The organism is Sphingorhabdus sp. YGSMI21 (assembly GCF_002776575.1).
GTDB lineage: Bacteria > Pseudomonadota > Alphaproteobacteria > Sphingomonadales > Sphingomonadaceae > Parasphingorhabdus.
In genome coordinates, this window is sequence record NZ_CP022548.1 from 1,052,255 (window position 1) to 1,070,520 (window position 18,266).

19 protein-coding genes are annotated in these 18,266 nt (G+C 60.8%); 12 read left to right on the forward strand and 7 right to left on the reverse strand.

Annotation, left to right across the window (positions count from 1 at the left end; all coding sequences use genetic code 11):
* Window positions 1–11 precede the first annotated feature (11 nt).
* The 4 genes from CHN51_RS05105 to CHN51_RS05120 are packed head-to-tail and all read left to right on the forward strand — an operon-like array spanning window position 12 to window position 4,950.
* A complete protein-coding gene (locus CHN51_RS05105; protein ID WP_100093054.1) occupies window positions 12–1,154 on the forward strand; it encodes an 8-amino-7-oxononanoate synthase in 1,143 nt (380 codons plus the stop codon).
* Window positions 1,151–1,780, forward strand: coding sequence for a dethiobiotin synthase (gene bioD / locus CHN51_RS05110; protein ID WP_100093055.1), 630 nt, complete (start codon window positions 1,151–1,153; stop codon window positions 1,778–1,780). Before CHN51_RS05105 ends, bioD begins: the two co-directional genes overlap by 4 nt.
* Entirely contained in the window at window positions 1,777–3,042 is a 1,266-nt protein-coding gene (locus CHN51_RS05115; RefSeq protein WP_100093056.1) for an adenosylmethionine--8-amino-7-oxononanoate transaminase, read from the forward strand. The genes bioD and CHN51_RS05115 overlap by 4 nt, the downstream gene beginning before the upstream one ends.
* Window positions 3,043–3,099: 57 nt before the next feature.
* Window positions 3,100–4,950, forward strand: coding sequence for a sodium:proton antiporter (locus CHN51_RS05120; protein WP_206169984.1), 1,851 nt, complete (start codon window positions 3,100–3,102; stop codon window positions 4,948–4,950).
* Here the strand turns inward: CHN51_RS05120 and CHN51_RS05125 are convergent, their stop codons facing one another.
* Window positions 4,951–5,640 carry a YggS family pyridoxal phosphate-dependent enzyme gene (locus CHN51_RS05125; RefSeq protein WP_100093057.1) on the reverse strand — a complete coding sequence of 230 codons (690 nt, stop codon included), beginning with the start codon at window positions 5,638–5,640 and terminating at the stop codon, window positions 4,951–4,953. It abuts the gene before it with no gap.
* Window positions 5,641–5,675: 35 nt separating this feature from the next.
* On the opposite strand from CHN51_RS05125, the gene CHN51_RS05130 reads away from it, so the two are divergent.
* A complete protein-coding gene (locus CHN51_RS05130; protein WP_100093058.1) occupies window positions 5,676–6,251 on the forward strand; it encodes a thiamine phosphate synthase in 576 nt (191 codons plus the stop codon).
* Between the two features lie 11 nt (window positions 6,252–6,262).
* On the opposite strand, the gene CHN51_RS05135 is transcribed toward CHN51_RS05130, so the two are convergent.
* Window positions 6,263–7,000 carry a hypothetical protein gene (locus CHN51_RS05135; RefSeq protein WP_123906244.1) on the reverse strand — a complete coding sequence of 246 codons (738 nt, stop codon included), beginning with the start codon at window positions 6,998–7,000 and terminating at the stop codon, window positions 6,263–6,265.
* A gap of 350 nt (window positions 7,001–7,350) precedes the next feature.
* On the opposite strand from CHN51_RS05135, the gene CHN51_RS05140 reads away from it, so the two are divergent.
* The 4 genes from CHN51_RS05140 to holA are packed head-to-tail and all read left to right on the forward strand — an operon-like array spanning window position 7,351 to window position 11,899.
* Entirely contained in the window at window positions 7,351–7,800 is a 450-nt protein-coding gene (locus CHN51_RS05140) for a DUF3576 domain-containing protein (RefSeq protein WP_100095437.1), read from the forward strand.
* Between the two features lie 27 nt (window positions 7,801–7,827).
* Window positions 7,828–10,356: a leucine--tRNA ligase gene (gene leuS, locus CHN51_RS05145; protein ID WP_100093060.1), complete on the forward strand. Its 2,529-nt coding sequence runs from the start codon at window positions 7,828–7,830 to the stop codon at window positions 10,354–10,356.
* Window positions 10,353–10,874, forward strand: a complete 522-nt coding sequence (gene lptE, locus CHN51_RS05150; RefSeq protein WP_100093061.1) for an LPS assembly lipoprotein LptE — start codon at window positions 10,353–10,355, stop codon at window positions 10,872–10,874. Before leuS ends, lptE begins: the two co-directional genes overlap by 4 nt.
* Entirely contained in the window at window positions 10,871–11,899 is a 1,029-nt protein-coding gene (gene holA, locus CHN51_RS05155) for a DNA polymerase III subunit delta (protein WP_100093062.1), read from the forward strand. The genes lptE and holA overlap by 4 nt, the downstream gene beginning before the upstream one ends.
* Window positions 11,900–11,914: 15 nt before the next feature.
* On the opposite strand, the gene CHN51_RS05160 is transcribed toward holA, so the two are convergent.
* Window positions 11,915–12,460 carry a DUF4402 domain-containing protein gene (locus tag CHN51_RS05160; RefSeq protein WP_100093063.1) on the reverse strand — a complete coding sequence of 182 codons (546 nt, stop codon included), beginning with the start codon at window positions 12,458–12,460 and terminating at the stop codon, window positions 11,915–11,917.
* A 113-nt stretch (window positions 12,461–12,573) separates the two neighbouring features.
* On the opposite strand from CHN51_RS05160, the gene msrB reads away from it, so the two are divergent.
* The gene (gene msrB / locus CHN51_RS05165) at window positions 12,574–12,972 is read left to right on the forward strand and encodes a peptide-methionine (R)-S-oxide reductase MsrB (RefSeq protein ID WP_100093064.1); all 399 of its coding nucleotides are present in this window, start codon (window positions 12,574–12,576) and stop codon (window positions 12,970–12,972) included.
* An 87-nt stretch (window positions 12,973–13,059) separates the two neighbouring features.
* The gene (locus tag CHN51_RS05170) at window positions 13,060–15,174 is read left to right on the forward strand and encodes a PBP1A family penicillin-binding protein (RefSeq protein WP_100093065.1); all 2,115 of its coding nucleotides are present in this window, start codon (window positions 13,060–13,062) and stop codon (window positions 15,172–15,174) included.
* Window positions 15,175–15,177: 3 nt separating this feature from the next.
* Here CHN51_RS05170 and CHN51_RS05175 read toward each other — a convergent pair whose 3' ends face one another.
* Genes CHN51_RS05175 through CHN51_RS05185 form a run of 3 tightly spaced genes read right to left on the reverse strand, consistent with a single transcriptional unit; the run spans window position 15,178 to window position 16,968 of the window.
* Entirely contained in the window at window positions 15,178–15,930 is a 753-nt protein-coding gene (locus CHN51_RS05175; RefSeq protein ID WP_164088988.1) for a SprT family zinc-dependent metalloprotease, read from the reverse strand.
* Window positions 15,917–16,363 carry a YcgN family cysteine cluster protein gene (locus CHN51_RS05180; RefSeq protein WP_100093067.1) on the reverse strand — a complete coding sequence of 149 codons (447 nt, stop codon included), beginning with the start codon at window positions 16,361–16,363 and terminating at the stop codon, window positions 15,917–15,919. Before CHN51_RS05180 ends, CHN51_RS05175 begins: the two co-directional genes overlap by 14 nt.
* On the reverse strand, window positions 16,351–16,968 hold the full coding sequence (locus tag CHN51_RS05185) for an SCO family protein (RefSeq protein ID WP_240616867.1): 618 nt from the start codon (window positions 16,966–16,968) through the stop codon (window positions 16,351–16,353). Before CHN51_RS05185 ends, CHN51_RS05180 begins: the two co-directional genes overlap by 13 nt.
* Window positions 16,969–17,077: 109 nt before the next feature.
* Between CHN51_RS05185 and CHN51_RS05190 the strand changes: the two genes are divergently transcribed.
* Window positions 17,078–17,731, forward strand: a complete 654-nt coding sequence (locus CHN51_RS05190) for an ankyrin repeat domain-containing protein (protein WP_240616868.1) — start codon at window positions 17,078–17,080, stop codon at window positions 17,729–17,731.
* Between the two features lie 7 nt (window positions 17,732–17,738).
* Here CHN51_RS05190 and CHN51_RS05195 read toward each other — a convergent pair whose 3' ends face one another.
* Window positions 17,739–18,257, reverse strand: coding sequence for an MmcB family DNA repair protein (locus CHN51_RS05195; protein WP_100093070.1), 519 nt, complete (start codon window positions 18,255–18,257; stop codon window positions 17,739–17,741).
* Window positions 18,258–18,266 lie beyond the last annotated feature (9 nt).

The window sequence follows — 18,266 nt, forward strand, 5'->3', positions numbered from 1 at the left end:
ACGGCGCGGTGATGGATCGATTCAAACCCTATCGCGACCAGTTGGACGCACTCGACACGGCGGGTCGCAAGCGGCGGCTTCTGATTCCGGCCGGCAAGGATTTTTCCTCCAATGATTATCTCGGCCTTTCCCGGAGCCCCTATCTGAAAGAGGTCGCGCAGGCAGCGATTGCCGGTGGCATGCCGCATGGATCGGGCGGATCACGGTTGCTCGGCGGCAATCATCCCGAGCATGAAGCGCTCGAAGCCTTTGCCGCCAGCCATTATGGCGCGGAGGCGAGCCTGTTCTTCGGATCGGGCTTTGCCGCCAACACCGCCCTGTTCGCGACCCTGCCGCAGACCGGCGATCTGGTGCTCTATGACGCGCTGGTCCATGCCAGCGTCCATGACGGGATGAAACTGGGCCGCGCCGCGTTCCGGGCTTTCCCGCACAATGATTGCGATGCAGTCGAGCAAGAGATTCGGACATGGCGCGAATCCGGCGGCACCGGCACCGTGTGGATCGCGGTGGAAAGCCTGTACAGCATGGACGGCGACCGGGCACCGCTCAGTGATCTCGCACAGATCGCCGATGCCCATGACGCGATGCTGGTGATCGACGAGGCCCATGCGGTGGGCGTTTTCGGCGAGGGCGGCACCGGTCTGGCCGGTGATATTGGCAGGCAGGAAAATGCAATCCTGCTACGCACCTGCGGCAAGGCGCTGGGCGGCGAAGGCGGGATATTGACCATGCCGAAAATCCTGCGCGAATTTTTCATCAATCGCGCCCGCCCCTTCATCTTCTCCACCGCGCCCAGCCCGCTAACCGCGCATCTGGCGCAGCAGGCGATCGCCCATGTCGCGGCCAATCCCGCGCTGCAGACCGGTCTGGCGGAGCATAGCGCGCTGGCCCGGAGCTGCTTTGACGGTCTGTCGCTCGGTGACGATCAAGACAGCCAGATTTTTCCCGTCATTCTCGGCGAGGACCGGGTGGCGGTGAGCGTAGCGGCGATGCTGCAGGAACAGGGCTATGATGTCCGGGCCATTCGCCCGCCGACCGTACCGGCCGGCAGCGCGCGCCTGCGCATCTCGCTAACGCTGAATGTGACGCCGGAGGATATCCGGAATCTCGCAGCCGCCTTGCACGAGGCGCTGGCAATGGCGAAAGCGGCATGAGCGGCAGGTTCGTCATCACCGGCACCGATACCGATATCGGCAAAAGCGTCTTTTCCGCCGCACTGACCGCGGCTCTGGGTGCCAGCTACTGGAAACCGGTGCAGGCGGGCCTCGCAAACGGCACCGACAGCGAAACCGTGGCGCGGATCGGCGGCGTTGATCCCGCCCGGATATTGCCCGAACGCTACCGACTGAAAATCCCGGCTTCCCCGCATTTTTCGGCGGCGCAAGAAGGCATAACCGTTGCGCTGGGCGATCTGGATATCCCGCCGGTCGAAGGTCCGCTGATCATCGAGGGGGCCGGCGGAGCGCTGGTGCCGGTCAATCCGGACTTGCTGTTCGCCGATCTCTTTGCCCATTGGGGCCAGCCGGTGATCATCGTCGCATCGACCAGCCTCGGCACCATCAACCACAGCCTGTTGACCGTCGAAGCCCTGCGCGCCCGCGATGTGCCGATTCACGGCATCGCCTTCATCGGCGATGAAATTGTCGACAGCGAGCAGACCATCTGCCGGATCGGTGCCGTGCGGCACCTCGGGCGTTTGCCGATACTCGACAATCTCACGCCGGATGCGTTGCGCAACGCTTTCGCCGCCCATTTCAATCTCGCGGACTTCCGATCATGAGCATCAATATCTGGCATCCCTTCACCCAGCACGGGCTGGGCGAACCGATTCCGGAAATCGCGCGGGCGGAAGGCGCCTGCCTCTACAAGAGCGACGGCACCCGGATCATCGACGCGATATCGAGCTGGTGGGTGCAGACCCACGGCCATTGCCATCCGACCATCGTCAGCGCGATTCAGGAGCAGAGCGCCCGGCTGGACCAGATGATCTTTGCCGGATGGACACATGGTCCGGCGCGGGAACTGGCCGAAGGGCTGTCGGATTTTTTGCCTGATTCCCTCGAGCATATCTTCTTTTCCGACAGCGGTTCAACAGCGGTCGAGGTCGCGCTCAAAATGGCGCTCGGTTACTGGCACAATCGTGGCGAAGCGCGGCAGAAAATCCTGGTGATGGAGCATAGCTATCATGGCGATACGATCGGCGCGATGTCGGTCGGCGCGCGCGGCGTGTTCAATCAGGCCTATGCGCCGCTGCTGTTCGATGTCGGAACGATAGCCTTCCCGGAGACCGGAGCAGAACAGCACACGCTCGACCAGCTCGAAGCCTTTTGCAAAGACAGCGAAACCCCGCCGGCGGCGCTGATCGTCGAGCCGCTGATCCTCGGCGCGGGCGGCATGAAGGTCTATAGCGCCGAAATATTGGCACAGATGGCAGCGATCTGCCGCGAGCATGATGTGCTGTTCATTGCCGACGAAGTGATGACCGGCTGGGGCCGCACGGGCACCGTCTTTGCCTGCGAACAGGCGGGCGTCGAGCCGGATATCCTGTGCATGGCCAAGGGCCTGACCGGCGGGGTTATCCCGCTCGCCGTGACCGCTGCCAGTGATGCTATTTATCAGGCGCATTATTCCGAAGACCGGGCGCAGATGTTTTTCCACTCGAGCAGCTTCACCGCCAATCCGATTGCCTGCGCGGCGGCCAATGCCAATCTCGCGATCTGGCGCGACGAGCCGGTGCAGGAACGGATCGACGGTATCATCGCCTCGCATCGCGCCTTTGCAGGGCGGCTTGCGCAAAAATCCAACGTCAGCGGCCTGCGCCAGTGCGGCACCATATTGGCGTTCGAGATCGACGATGGCGCAGGCGATTATATGTCCAGCCTCGGACCGCAACTGCTCGGCTATTTCCGGGATCGCAACATTTTACTTCGGCCCCTGGGCAATACGGTCTACATCATGCCTCCTTATTGTATCGGCCGCGAGGAACTGGATTCCGTCTATGGCGTTATTGATCAAGCGATCGGCCATTTCGGCAACGCCTGATCCCCAGGTCCCGGAAAGTTTTTTGCATAAAGGCGAAAAACCCGCCAAGGATAGATCATGGAAATAATAGATTCACTGATGGTCAAGATTGCGCTGATCGGCCTGCTCGGTATCGGCGCGCAGTGGATCGCCTGGCGGACCGGCCGTCCAGCCATCGCGCTGATGCTGATTGTCGGCATCATTGCCGGGCCGGTGCTCGGCATTATCGACCCCGAACGCGATTTCGGCGCGCTGCAGGAACCGATCATCAAGCTGGCGGTTGCCGTCATCCTGTTTGAGGGCGGTCTCAGCCTGAACTTCCGCGAATTGCGCCAGGCGGGAGGCGCAGTGACCGCAATGGTGCTTGTCGCCGGTCCGATAGCTTGGGTGCTGGGCACCGGAGCCGCACATTATGGTGCCGGCCTGTCCTGGGAAATTTCCGCTTTGCTCGGTGGCATCATGATAGTCACCGGTCCTACCGTGATCGGCCCGATGCTGCGGACCTTGCGGGTGCCCTCCCGGGTTCGCAATATCCTGAAATGGGAAGGCATAGTGAACGACCCGATCGGCGCTTTGCTCGCGGTCGGCATCTATGCCTATATCACCTATGAAGGTGCCGACGCCAATATCGCCGTCATCAGCATGGATGTGCTGGCGGCCAGCTTCATTGCCGGCCTGATCGGCGCGGGGCTTGGTTTCGCGCTCACCTGGCTATTTCCCAGGGGACTGGTGCCGGAATATCTGAAAGCGCCGTTCCTGCTGGTCACCGTGATCGCCGGCTTTGTCATCGCCGATCTGATCAAGCATGAAACCGGCCTGATCACGGTCACGGTCATGGGTATCGTGATGGGCAACCGGCAGATCTATTCCAGCCAGGCGCTCTACCGGTTCAAGGAAGATCTGGCGGTGCTGCTGATTTCCGGTGTCTTCATCATTCTTTCCGCCACGCTGGACTGGGAAACCGTGCAGCAATTCCGGCCGCAATTTGTCATCTTCCTGATATTGCTCCTGTTTTTCGTACGCCCCGTTTCGGTGCTGGTGGCCCTGCTGTTCAGCTCGGTGCCCTGGCGTGAACGCCTGTTTATCGCCTGGATCGCACCGCGCGGTATTGTCGCTGTCGCGATCACCGGCCTGTTTGCGATCCGTCTGGTGGACTATGGCATGCCGGGGGCGGAAGCGCTTGTACCGCTCAGTTTTGCCGTCGTCATCGCAACGATTTTTGCGCATGGCTTCTCCGCCTCCTGGGTTGCCGAACGATTGGGCATTTCGGAAGGCAAGGGCGAGGGCGTCCTGATTGCCGGTGCCAATCGCTGGTCGATCGCCCTCGGAAAAATGCTCAAATCTCTCGATATCCATGTCCTCGTCACCGACGACAGCAAATTTGCCTTGCGCCGTGCCCGCAGCGAGGGTCTGGAGATCCACCATGGCGATGTGCTCGACGAGGCCCATAATGACAATATCGATATGGGCGAATATCAGCATCTCATTGCCGCGACCGACAATGACAGCCAGAACCAGCTGATCACCGCCGATCTGGGCCCCGAGATGGGCTATGAGCAGATCAGTCGCCTGGCCAATGACAGCCAGAGCAAGAGCCGGGTCGGCCATGGCCGTCTCTTGTTCGAATCCGGCGCAGATTTCGGCACGTTGCTCGATCGGGACCTGGCGGGCTGGCGGTTCAGCAAGACCAATATCACCGAAAAATTTACCGCAGATGACTATCGCAGGAATCTGGAAAAAGGCGAGGAGCCGCTGGCCGTCTTCAAGCCGGACCGGCGGCTTCTATTCTTCGCCACCGATGCCCGACCGGTGATCGAGGATGGCGATGTCGTGATCAGCTATGTCGCGGCCGATACGCCGGAAGAGCGCAAGGCGGACCGCGCAGCGAAAGACAGCGAGAAGAACGGCGATAAAAACAGCGAGAGCTGATTATCCGGCCGGCGCGTCCCGCGGCCCGAACAGGGCAGTGCCGACACGGATATGGGTGGAACCGAGCTTGACCGCCTTTTCAAAGTCGCCCGACATGCCCATGCTCAGTCCCGCGAGCCCGGCTTCGCGCGCCAGTTTGGCCAACAGGGCGAAATAGGGGACCGGGTTGGCATTGTCCGGCGGGACGGCCATCAGACCCAATATCTCTATTCCGGCAGACCGGGCCTGGGCGAGCAGATCCGGAACCGCCTTGATTTCACAGCCGCCCTTTTGCGATTCTTCGCCGATATTGACCTGCAGAAAACAGGGAATCTGGCGGTCCTGCCGTTCCATTTCCTTCGCCAGCGCCTTGACCAGAGACGGCCGGTCGAGCGAATGGATATAGTCGAACAGGGCGACGGCTTCGGCCGCCTTGTTGGATTGCAGCTGGCCGATCATATGCAGTTCGATATCGGGATATTCCGCTTTCAGCGCCGGCCATTTGTCCATCGCTTCCTGCACCCGGTTTTCCCCGAACAGGCGATGGCCCGATTCCAGCAGCGGCCGGATCTCGTCACTGCTGCGGGTTTTCGATACCGCGATCAGGGCGATATCGAACGGCTTGCGGTCCGCTATTCCGGCGGCTTTCGCGATTTTGCCACGGATGTCCTCGAGTGCTGGATTTGCCAAGGGTGAATCTCTCTCAATCATTCTCTTTCGCCAAGCTTGCGTCTATAGGCCTGCTTATGTTGCGAGACCAGCCCTGCCCCTTCTTGCCGGACCGGACGGATTGGCTCCCGCCGCGCCTGTGGCTGTTCACCGACGAGCGAAACGACGCGCAGCTAGAACAATCCGTGCGCAAGCTGCCGCGCGGCAGCGGGATTGTCTTTCGGCACTATCATTTGCCGGCAGACGCGCGGCGGGCGCGGTTTGAGACCATCCGACGTCTCGCCCGGCGGTACGGGCATAGGCTGCTGCTCGCGGGGCCGGTGGAACAGGCCCGGCGCTGGGGAGCCGATGGCGTGCATGGCCGGACGCCGCGGCGGAGGCTAGCCGCCGGATTGCTGCACAGCGTCGCGGTTCATGATGCGGGGGAGATCCAGCAGGCCAATCGTGCCGGCGCTGACCTCTATTTTCTGTCGCCGGTCTTCACGACCCGCTCGCATCCCGGCCAGCGGCCTCTCAATCCCTTGCAGGCGCGCCGGCTGGCCGCCTTGTGCCAGGGCGCGGTAATCTATCTGGGCGGGATGAACCGGCATCGCTACCGGACGCGCAAGAACCATCTGACGCACGGCTGGGCGGCGATCGACGCTTTGCGCTAATTTAGGAATGTCTAGAAGCGGAACTGCGTTCCGACATAGACGGCCTGGCTATCCTGACGGCTGTCGGTCAGCGGTGCCATCCGGTCACGCTCGTTATTGATCCGGACACCGGCGGTCACCTGCAGATTGCGGGTAAGCGAATAGCTGCCACCGACATCAAGCGTATAATCTTTCTCGCTCGCGTCCAGCGCCCGCGGTGCGGCGTTGATCGGAGCCGAGGCATCGAGCGACATGCGCGGGTTGAAACGGCTCTTCTTGCCCTTATCCTCCTCGCCCAGCAGTCTTTCCCCGCCGATTTCCGAAAGATCAGGCATATTGCCGTTCAGCTTCTTGACCGGAATCGCGAAGCTCTTCAGACCTTTTGCAGCGCCGAGACTATAGGAAACGGGGGCAATTTTCGCCGCGCTTGTCACGCCCGATCCGGGTGCTGCGGCGAGGATATTCTCGCGAATCGAAACAGCGTCCGCCTTCTGGCGAACCACGACGGTGACCGAACGTTCGCCGTCACGGGTCCCGCCGGAGGGCGTGAATTTGAAACTGGCATTGCCGCGCAAGGCATTCAGATTATATTTGGCGACGAGGTCAGGGTCGGCACCGGCAACGGTAAAGGAACCGATCGATCCGAGGGTTTTCAGCGACACCATCGTGTCATCACCGGAAAGAACTTTCGCCAGAGCAGGAGTCATGGCAAGGCCAGAGATCGCGAGTCCCGTCGCTAACCAACCGAAATGACTGACCTTTTTCGTCATGATGAAGATGCTTCCCCTTAATATGGCCTTCGATATAACAAAAACCGCTGATCTGCACGAGTCAACATGTTGTTTTTGTCCGATTTTCTCAAACTAGCCTGTTTCTGTTGCAGTTCGGTTACGCTTTTGTCCGGACATCGTTTCATTTTCTAGCAGGAAAAAGATGAACCGGAGATGATTTTGCGGCCATTCAACTGGGGTTCAGTCCGCGCTCCACAAGAGCGAAACATGCGCTTATGCTTGCCCCTCGCGGCAAAGCATTTATAGAGAGCGCTGAAATGATATCATGTCCGGAACAAATCCTGCAAAAGGGATTTCGTCCCGGCGCAAAATGCAACCAGGAGCGCTTCATGTCCCGCCTCAAATCATCCCTATTCCTGCGGTCTGCAACCGCTAGCCTGCTGACATTGTCCCTGCTCTCCGCCTGTGGCGGAAAAGAGCGGCCGAAAGCCGATCTCGCAGCGTCCCAGGTTACCACAATCGGCGTGAACAGCTATTTGTGGCGCGCATCGCTCGATGCCCTGGCCTTCATGCCGCTGACCCAGACCGACAGCAACGGCGGCGTGATCCTGACCGACTGGTATGTAAACCCGCAGAACCCGGGCGAGCGGATGAAGATCAATGTCTCGATCCTCGACCAGGATCTGCGCGCCGACGCCCTGCGCGTTGCAGCGTCGCGGCAGGTCGCGCAGAACGGCACCTGGGTGGACGCCCCGGTCAAGGCCGCGACCACGCAGAAGCTCGAACAGATCATCCTCACCAAGGCGCGCGATTTGCGGCGCGGTGCGATCACCAACTAAACCTTCCTGCCACATCATGGGGCCGCAATGACCGATCAGCGATTCAATCCACTGGCGGCGGACAAACGCTGGCAAGAGCGCTGGGCGAGTGCCGGCACTTTCGAGGCGGACGACGCCAGCAGCAAGCCGCGCAGCTATGTGCTCGAGATGTTTCCCTATCCCTCGGGCCGCATCCACATGGGCCATGTCCGCAACTATACGATGGGCGACGTGCTTGCCCGGTTCCGGCGGATGCAGGGCTATGAAGTGCTCCACCCGATGGGCTGGGACGCCTTCGGAATGCCGGCGGAAAATGCCGCGATGGAAAAGAAAGTCCATCCCGGCGAATGGACCCGGGCCAATATCGCCTCGATGCGCAGCCAGCTGAAGACTCTGGGCTTCGCCTTTGACTGGAGCCGCGAGCTGGCGACCTGCGAACCGGATTATTATGGGCAGGAACAGGCGCTTTTCATCGATCTGTTCGAAGGCGGTCTGGTCTATCGCAAGGAATCGGCGGTCAACTGGGACCCGGTCGACATGACCGTGCTCGCCAACGAACAGGTGATCGACGGCAAGGGCTGGCGGTCCGGCGCACCGGTGGAAAAGCGCAAGCTCAGCCAGTGGTTTTTAAAGATCACCGATTTTGCCGAGGATCTGCTGGCCGGACTCGGCGACCTCAAAGGCTGGCCGGAAAAAGTGCGGCTGATGCAGGAAAACTGGATCGGCAAGTCACAGGGCCTGCAATTCCATTTCCAGCTCGCCGAAGCGCAAGGCGATATCGACAGCGTGGAGGTGTTCTCGACCCGGCCCGACACGATTTTCGGAGCGAGTTTTGTCGCGCTGTCGGCCGACCATCCGCTGACGCAGAAACTCGCTGGCCAGAATGACGCGCTCGCGGCCTTCGCCGAAGAATGCAAGGCTGGCGGCACCACCGCTGCCGAGCTCGAGACGATGGAGAAAAAGGGCTTCGATACCGGCCTGACCGTCACCCATCCGCTCGATCCCGACTGGCAATTGCCCGTCTATGTCGCCAATTTCGTGCTGATGGATTATGGCACCGGCGCGGTATTCGGCGTGCCGGCGCATGACCAGCGCGATCTCGACTTTGCCCGCAAATATGACCTGCCGGTCAAGCGCGTTGTCTCGGACGGCGATGAAACCGCTGCCGAATATATCGGGGACGAGGCCTATACCGGTCCCGGCAAAATCGTGAACAGCGCCTTTCTCGACGGCATGACCGTCGAAGCAGCGCAGCAGGCGATTATCGATCGCGCGGAATCCGAAGGCTGGGGCAAGGCCCAGACGACCTGGCGGCTGCGCGACTGGGGCGTATCGCGCCAGCGCTACTGGGGCACGCCGATCCCGATCATTCATTGCGATGCTTGCGGTCCGGTGCCGGTGCCCAAGGATCAGCTACCGATCGTATTGCCCGAAGACATCGATTTTGAAACTCCGGGCAACCCGCTGGAACGCCACGCGACATGGAAACATGTCGACTGTCCCAAATGCGGCAAGGCGGCGCGGCGCGAGACCGACACGCTCGACACTTTTGTCGACAGCAGCTGGTATTTCCTGCGCTTTGCCAGCCAGCCGGACGACCGGCCCTTTGACCCCGAAGTGGTCAAGCAGTGGCTGCCGGTGACACAATATATCGGCGGCGTCGAACATGCGATCCTGCATCTGCTCTATGCCCGATTCTGGACGCGCGCTCTGGCGAGCATCGGCAAGCTGGATTTTGCCGAGCCGTTCGAGAGCCTGTTCACCCAGGGCATGGTGACCCACGAAACCTATAAACATGGCGACGGCAGCTGGCTGTCGCCTGACGAGGTCGAGAAAAACGGTAGCGACTGGGCGGTGATCGCTGACGGGTCGCCGGTCACCACCGGCCGGGTCGAGAAAATGTCGAAGTCGAAGAAAAATGTCGTCGATCCCGATCCGATCATCGAACAATATGGCGCCGATGCGGTGCGTTTCTTCATGCTCTCCGACAGCCCGCCCGAGCGCGACCTGCCTTGGTCGGAAGCGGGTATCGAAGGCAGCTGGCGCTTTGTCCAGCGCCTGTGGCGGTTGTTTATCGCTGTCGCAGACAGTGAAGATACAGGCGAAGACAAGGCGCTTCGCCGCAAGCTCCACCAGACCGTCGCCGGTGTGGCTGGCGATGTCGAAGCGCTGTCATTCAACAAGGCGGTCGCGAAGATATTCGAACTGGTCAATCTGATCGAAAAATCGCAGCCTTCCGCAGACCGGACCATTGCGATCAAGTCGCTTGCCCGGATCGTGGCGCCGATGGTGCCGCATATTGCCGAGGAAGCATGGGCCTTGTTTGGCGAGAGCGATCTGGTCGCCAATGCACCATGGCCGGAGGTGGACGAAAGCCTGCTGGTCGATGACGAAGTGACGATTGCGATTCAGGTGCGCGGAAAATTGCGCGATACGATCACCGTGGCCAAGGGCAGCAGCAAGGATCAGCTCGAAGAGCTTGCCCTCGCTTCCGAGAAGGTGCAGCGTAGCCTCGACGGAGCGGAAATAAAGAAGGTGATTGTCGTGCCCGACCGACTGGTCAATATCGTCATATGAGTTCCATGATCGCCCGGATCGGCCTGGTCGTGGCATTGTCAGTGATGCTGGCCGGCTGCAACCTGCGGCCGCTCTATGCTGGTGGCACGAACGGCGTCGTCGCGCAGGAACTGGGCAATGTCGAGATTGAACCGATCGCCGGCAAGGCCGGATGGCTGACCCGCAATGCACTGAAGGATCAGCTCGGCGCCTTTGAGGGACAACAGGCCAAATATCGGCTGACGGTCGCACTGGAAGACAAGATTGCCGGTTTCGGCGTGCGCAGCGATGACCGGATCACGCGCGAGCGCAGAACGTTGCGCGCCCGCTATCAGCTGGTCCGTCTCTCTGATTCCGTAGTGGTCCTTGATGCCACAGCCGGATCGGATGCGGGTATCGACGTGGTCTCTTCGGAATATGCCACGCTCGCGGCGGAAGACACGGCACTGGAAAATCTGGCGACCCGCGTGGCCAACCAGATTGTCACCCGGCTGTCCCTGTTCGCCCGGAAAGAGGCCAGCGCGACGCCGCAGCCATGAAGGCAAAGCCGGAGGACATTGTCAGGCGCTTTCACGCCGGGTCCGATCAATTCAGACTGGTCCTGCTGTGCGGTCCCAATGTCACCCGCTGCCAGGCGCTGGTCGAGGAACTGGTCAAGCCGCTGGCGCAAGCCGCCGAGCGGGTCGATCTGACGATCGGCGATATTGCCGACGGGCCGGCCCGGCTCAATGACGAAGCCAATTCCGCATCGCTATTCGGCGACAAGCGTTTTCTCGTCTTGCGGCTGAACAGCGGCGAAGCGGTCCGCGCAACAGCGGCAATCGATTATCTTCTGGCCAGCGAAACGGCTGGCGACCCGGTATTTGTCATCGCGCCCGGCATGGGCGACAAGACCGCATTGGCAAAAAGCATCATCGCCGCGCCCGATGCATTGATCGCGACCTGCTATGAAACGACGCCCCAGCAGGCAGCGGCGGCGATCCAGACGATGGCGCAAACCGAAGGGCTGCGACTGAGCCGGGAAATGGCCCAGGAAATTGCCGCGCTGACCAGCAATGATCTGGTGCTGGCGCGCATGGAAGTGGAAAAAATCGCGCTCTATCTTGATGCGACGCCGGAAAATCCGCTGGCCCCGGAAGACGATATATTGCTGCTGCTCGGTGCTGAAAATGACGAAGAGGATATCAATCTGCTGATCCACGCCGCGCTCAATGGCGATGCGGCCCGGCTGGCGCAGGAAATCGCCGCAACCCGGGCGCAGGGCATCAGCGAGATCGGCCTGATACGGATAATGCTCCGGCATTTGTCTAAGCTCGCGGAATTGCGCAGCAAGGTCGACAAGGGTGGCAATGTCGATGCTGTCGCCGGTCATCCCAGCGTGTTTTTCAAGGAACAGAAACATTTCAAGCGGCAACTGCGCATCTGGTCATCCGCCCATATCGCGCGGTTGATCGAACGGATCCTGCAGCTGGAGATCGCGATGAAAAGCAGCGGCCAGCCTGATCAGGTACTTCTGGAGGAAGAACTGCTGCTGATCGCCCGAAAAGCGGCCAGCGGTCGCTAGGACAAAAGCGCGGCTTCACTCATAGTCGGCGGTAATCGCGATCCGGCCGCGGAACCGGCCGCTGGCGTCACCGCGAATACGCAATTGCCCGCCAAAGGCAAAGGTCAGCCGTCCCGACGGATCGAGCCTTGCCAGCGCCGGCAGATTGGTTTCCAGCCGCTCCAGTTCGGCCGTCGAACCATTGGGTGCGCTCAGCTGAATCCGCTCCGGCAGGAAAATCCGCACGCTCCGGCCCGGTTCACCGGTCAGGCGTCCTTCGCCGTGCAGCGCCATGCCGCCAAGATTGGCAATGCTGCCGCGGATCTGCCGGTCACCCGACATCGGATCAATGCTCACCACGCCGCCGCTGCTGCTGAGCAAGGCCATGCGCGAGAAATCCAGATTGGCGGTAATCTCGATCTGCAACGGAATCTCCGGTCGCCCGTCCACCGCCCCGGACAGGCTGTCAGGCTGACCGCTGGCCGCACACAGGCGGCATTGCGCCTGCAAGCTCGCCGGCGGGAAGGCCAGGGAAGCCATCAGCATTGCGCCAGTCAGCAAGGATTTCACCACCATTGTCATAATCACACATCCTGCCCAGATATGCCTAACATCGGGTTAACCAACAAAAAGGCGGATCGGCTGGCTTCGTCAGATCCCTTGACCGGCTGCCCTCGAATGCCCATCTAGCGGGAATGGAAAAAACTATATTGAGCGACGAGCAATGGCGGCAAAAGCTGTCTCCGGAGCAATATCACGTGTTGCGCGAAGCCGGCACCGAACGGCCCTTTACGGGGGCGCTGAACACCGAATATCGCGATGGTGAATTTTTCTGCGCCGGCTGCGGCAGCAAATTGTTTGAATCGGACAGCAAGTTCGACAGCGGTTGCGGCTGGCCAAGCTTTTCCGCGCCCGCCGATTCCGAAGCGGTCACCGAAATCGAGGATAACAGCCTCGACATGCGCCGGATCGAGATACGCTGCTCCACCTGCGACGGGCATCTGGGCCATGTCTTTCCCGACGGGCCAACCGAAACCGGTCTGCGCTATTGCATGAACAGCGCTGCCATGGCTTTCGAACCCAAGGCCGACTGACTTTTTTCTGTGCTTCCCTGTTCAGCCTACGCTAAGGCACCAGAACGCTAGAAAATCTCTGGTTTAGTATATAGTGGGTGGATCGATATGGCGCGGGCCAAAAAACGCAGCAACAAACAGGGTCCAGTCCGCAAATGGCTGTGGCGGCTGACCAAAGCGGGTCTGGTCGTCGGATTGCTGGCCGCCATTGCTCTGGTGGTTGCGGTCCTGGTTGTCCGTTCGTCACTCCCCGGTTTCGAGGATCTCAAATCCTCTCCCAACGGCCAGATGATCCGGGTGCTGGACGTGAATGGCAAAGAGCTGTTCTCGATGGGCCCGAGCTACGGTGAATGGCTGGAATATTCGGACATTCCGGAAGTCATGAAATCCGCCATGGTCGCGGTCGAGGACCGCCGCTACGAAAGCCATCCCGGCGTTGATCCGATCGGCATCGCGCGCTCGTTACAGGTAAGGATGCAGCGCGGCCACTGGGCGCAGGGCGGCTCCACCATCACCCAGCAGCTCGCGCGCAACGTGTTCCTGAACAACAACCGCACCTTTGGCCGGAAGGGCCGTGAAATATTGCTCGCGCTGGCAATGGAGCGGAAATTCTCCAAGGAACAGATTCTCGAACTCTATCTGAACAAGGTCTATTATGGTGGCGGTGCCTATGGCATCGACGCCGCATCGCGCCGCTTCTTCGCGCACAGCGCCAGAGAACTCAACCTGGCCGAGGCCGCGATCATCGCCGGTCTGGTCAAGGCACCGTCCCGCTATTCCCCCACCGCCGACGCCACGGCAGCCATTGGGCGCGCTACGGTAGTGCTGGAAGTGATGCAGGATGCCGGTGCGATAAGCGCATCCGAAGCCGCGAAAACCAATCCCGCTTCGGTCAAGCTGGCGCCCGAACCGCGGCAGAACAGTGTGCGCTATTTCACCGACTGGGCGCTGCCGCAGCTGGACCTGCTGATCGACGAGAGCGTGGAGCCTATCGAGGTCTGGACGACGCTGGATCTTGATATGCAGCGCGTCGCCACCGCGGCCATCCAGTCCGGTGTGCCGGCCGGTGCCCAGGGCGCATTGGTGGCAATCGACCGCGATGGCGCGGTGCGCGCGATGGTCGGTGGGACCGACTATGTGACCTCCAATTACAACCGCGCAACCCAGGCCGTTCGCCAGCCCGGTTCGGCCTGGAAAGTGTTCGTCTATATGGCGGCGCTGGAAGCGGGCTATACGCCCAATGACACGGTGACCGACGAGCCGATCACGATCGGCAACTGGACGCCGCGCAACAGCGGGGACCGCTATGCCGGCGACATTGATGTCCGCACCGCTTTTGCCTTTTCCAAGAATACCGTCGCGGCGGCGATCGGCAATGATATCGGGACATCCTCCATCGCCAATATGGCGCGCCGGTTCGGCATCACCACTCCGATCAACACCAACCCCTCGATGGTATTGGGTACGTCCGACGTGCGATTGCTGGACATGACCCGTGCCTTTGCCTCGATCAGCGCCAAGGGCATTGCGATAACCCCGTTCGGTATCACCAAGGTGCAAACGATGAAGGGTGATATCCTGTACCAGAGCAAGTTTGACGGCAGCCGCGTGCTGGTCGACCCCTGGGTCGCAGCCGGGATCACGGACCTGATGCAGACAGCCGTCGCCACCGGCACCGGGCGGGCCGCACAGATCGGCAGACCGGTTGCGGGCAAGACCGGTACCACCAGCAGCAACAAGGATGGCTGGTTCCTCGGCTTTTCCAGCGGGCTGACCACCGGCGTCTGGATGGGCCGTGATGATGCCAAACCGGTCGGCGGATTGCAGGGTGGCCGGGCTCCGGCCAGCGTCTTCGCGCAGTTCATGAAAATGGCCGTAGCCAATCGCAAGGTCGAGAAATTCGATACCGAACTGGTCTTGCCGGAATGGCAGCTGGAACCGGATGAAGACGAGCTGTTCGGAGCGCCCGAAGACGGTATCTATGTCGACGAGAACGGGATGCCGATCGAGACGGGTCGCGGATTCGAATATGATCTGGAAGGCGGGGAAGCCGCCGACAGTCCGCGGCTAGACCAGGACTGGATCGATTCGGTGCTGGGTCGCGGCGAGGATCCCGGTCCCCGCAAGCCGGAACCGGCACCGGTCAAGAAACCGAAGCCGCAACCACCACAGAATCCACCCGAATCCCTGCTTCCCGAAGCCGCGCGTCAGGAACAGCAATAGGGATCAGGTTCGGTCGACCGGCGGAGACTGTCTTTCGGCGCCCACCATGTGCAGGCCACGACCATGGTCCTTGAGCCAGCGGTCGGCCACGTGACGGTCCGATTCGAATATCCGGTCGAGCAGGGCATAGAATCGCTTGCTGTGATCCATATGGGTGAGATGGGCCACTTCATGCGCAACCACCGACCGGCGGACATGCGGCGGCGCCATGACCAGCCGCCAGCTCAACCGGATCGACTTGCGACTGGAGCAACTGCCCCAGCGGCGCCGCGCATCGCCGACGGCCAGCCGCGGCAAATCGGTTCCGGCCCGGCTGCAGTAGAATTGCAGATCATCGGCAAATATCGTGCGCGCCCGGGCCCTGAGCCAGCGGAGGATGCGGGCCTCGACAAGTTCGGTCGGTCCACCCAACCGGATTTCTCCATCCAGAATCTCCGGCGTGCGGGCGAATTCCGGGGACCATCTGATGATATAGGGCTCCCCCAGAAACGCGATCTGGCCGCCATCCTCCACCGGAACCGGAGGAACGGCTTCGGCGAAGCGGGCATTGAGCCAGTCGGACTTTGACTGGGCGAAGCGCAGCGCCTGATTTTCCGACGCATAAGGCGGCAGGGTCAGGCGAACGACGCCCTTGACCGTATCGGCTGACACGATGATCGACCGGGCCTGCTTCGATCGGCGCAGCTGCAGAGGATAGCTGACCCCGTCCAGGCTGATAGCAAGCGCTTCGGAGCGGGAGGAGCTAAAGAGGCGCATCGAGAATATGCTGCTCGAGCGGTCCGGCCTTGCTCTCGGGAATGACCTTGCCGCGGATCGACTGACCCGCCGCATGGATCGATTCCCGGTCGCCGGAGACCAGATAATGCCATTCCGGCAGCGGCAGGCCCCGGGCCCGAATTTTATAGGCGCAACTGTCGGGCAGCCAGTCAAATTCTTCCAGCTTGTTGCGAGTCAGCCGGACGCAATCCGGGACATGAAACTTGCGGTGGCGATAATCGCTGCACTGGGCGCTCTGCAGATCGAGCAATTTGCAGGCAATATTGGTCATATATATCTGACCGTCATCCTCGTCCTCGGCCTTCAGCAGGCAGCATTTGCCACAGCCGTCGCACAAGGCCTCCCACTGACCGCGATCCAGCGATTCAAGCGGTGCTTCCCAGAAGGGCTGGTCGGCGCCTAGCGCGCCCATCGGATAATTTCGTCGGCGACCTGCTGCGGCGTGCCGTCAAAGGGCAACAGCGCCAGCGGCTCACCCTCCGGTCCGAAAAGATAGGCCTGGCGGCTATGGTCGACAAGATATTCGCTCGATCCTTCGTCGTTACGGATATCGTAGAGAATCAGATATTTTTTCGCGACAGCGGCGATTTCCTCGACGCTTCCGGTAAGACCGACAAGCCGCGGATGGAAAGCGGAAACATATTGTTTCAGCACGGCAGGCGTATCGCGACCGGGATCGACGGAGATGAAAATCGGCTGGATCTTCCGGGCCAGAGCCGGATCGTCCTTTTCCACCTGTTTCAATCCCAGCATGATATTGGCCAGATCGACCGGGCAGACGTCGGGGCAATAGCTGTAGCCAAAATAGATGATGCGATACTGGCCCTTGAAGTCAGTGTCCGAAGTTTTGCCGCCGTCCTGGTTGGTCAGCGTGAAGGACCCGCCGATCTTCGCGCCCGCAAGCGGTGGCTCCGCACCGGCCGGCGCACCTCCGTCGGACGCAGGGTTGCAGGCGGCCAGAAGTGTCAGTAATCCTGTGGCGAGGATCATTTTTACGACATTGTTGATATTGTTCATTACGGGGCCAGACATGGTCTGCTAGTGGATCAATTTCAACAGATAATTGATAGACAGCAATTGCAGTGGACCGGTGCAAATGGTCACCGGTCAAAAAACGGGGCTAAAAATGTTCAAGAATATATCTTCGGTCACTCACTCGTCCGGTACATTGGTCAAATTCCTGCAGCTCGCCTTGCTGGCGGTTGCCCTTGCGTCGATCTCCGCTCCGGCTGCCGCCCAGTTTTCGGAAAGCTATAATTTTCTGAAAGCGGTCAAGGAGAGAGATGGCGAGGAAGCAACCAAATTTCTCAGCCAGCCGGGGTCGGTGATCGTCAACACGCGCGACCGCTCGACCGGAGAGACGGCCCTGCATATCGTTGTGGCCCGTCGCGACAATATCTGGGTCGGTTTCCTGCTGCAAAAAGGCGCCAATCCCGATCTCGCCGACAAGGAGGGTGTGACGCCGCTCATGCTGGCGACCCAGTTGCGCTTCGTCGACGGTGTCAGGACCCTTCTGGCCAAGAAGGCCAAGGTGGATGCAACGAACAGACAGGGGGAAACGGCCCTCATCCGAGCCGTCCAGCTTCGCGATAGCGAATTGGTCCGCCTGTTGCTCGCCAATGGCGCCGACCCGGACCACACCGATTCACTCGCCGGAAAATCGGCCCGCGACTATGCCAGGCAGGATCGCCGGGGCGCATCCATCTTGGCCGAGATTGAAAAAGCGGACGCTGACAAAAAACCGGAACCGCAAGGCCGTTTCTTCGGACCGGAAGGCTAGTCGACGCTCAATAGCCGTCTGGTTCGTGCTGTCCCCGCACCGGACTGATCCAGCCATCCGAAATCGCCGACCGCTGCATGGCGCGGCGAGCCAGCCGCATCGTCTCGGTCTTGCGCCGTGCCGGTGCCAGAGCATTGGTCGCAGCAGCCCGCACCATTTCCGCATCATAGGCGTCGGCGATGATCAGCCCGGTACGCTCGGGCATGAAATCGGGTCCTTCGACCGGGGACGCGTCGAATCCGACCGGAAGCGCCCAGTAGAAACGGTCACAATAGTCCAGATATTCGGTCCATTTGGCGTCGCCCAGCAAATCGCTGCGCGCGACCTTGATCTCGACGATGACAATCTGGCCCTTGGCATCAATACCCATCAGGTCGGCCCGGCGCCGGTTCCGCAAGCTGACCTCGGGCAACACCATGATATCGTGTCGCATGAACATCCGGGCGACGCCGCGGGCAACAGCCTGTGCTCCGCTCAACACATCGGCGGTCATCAGCAATCCGGAGGAATCATCGATCGATGTCATCGCATCTGA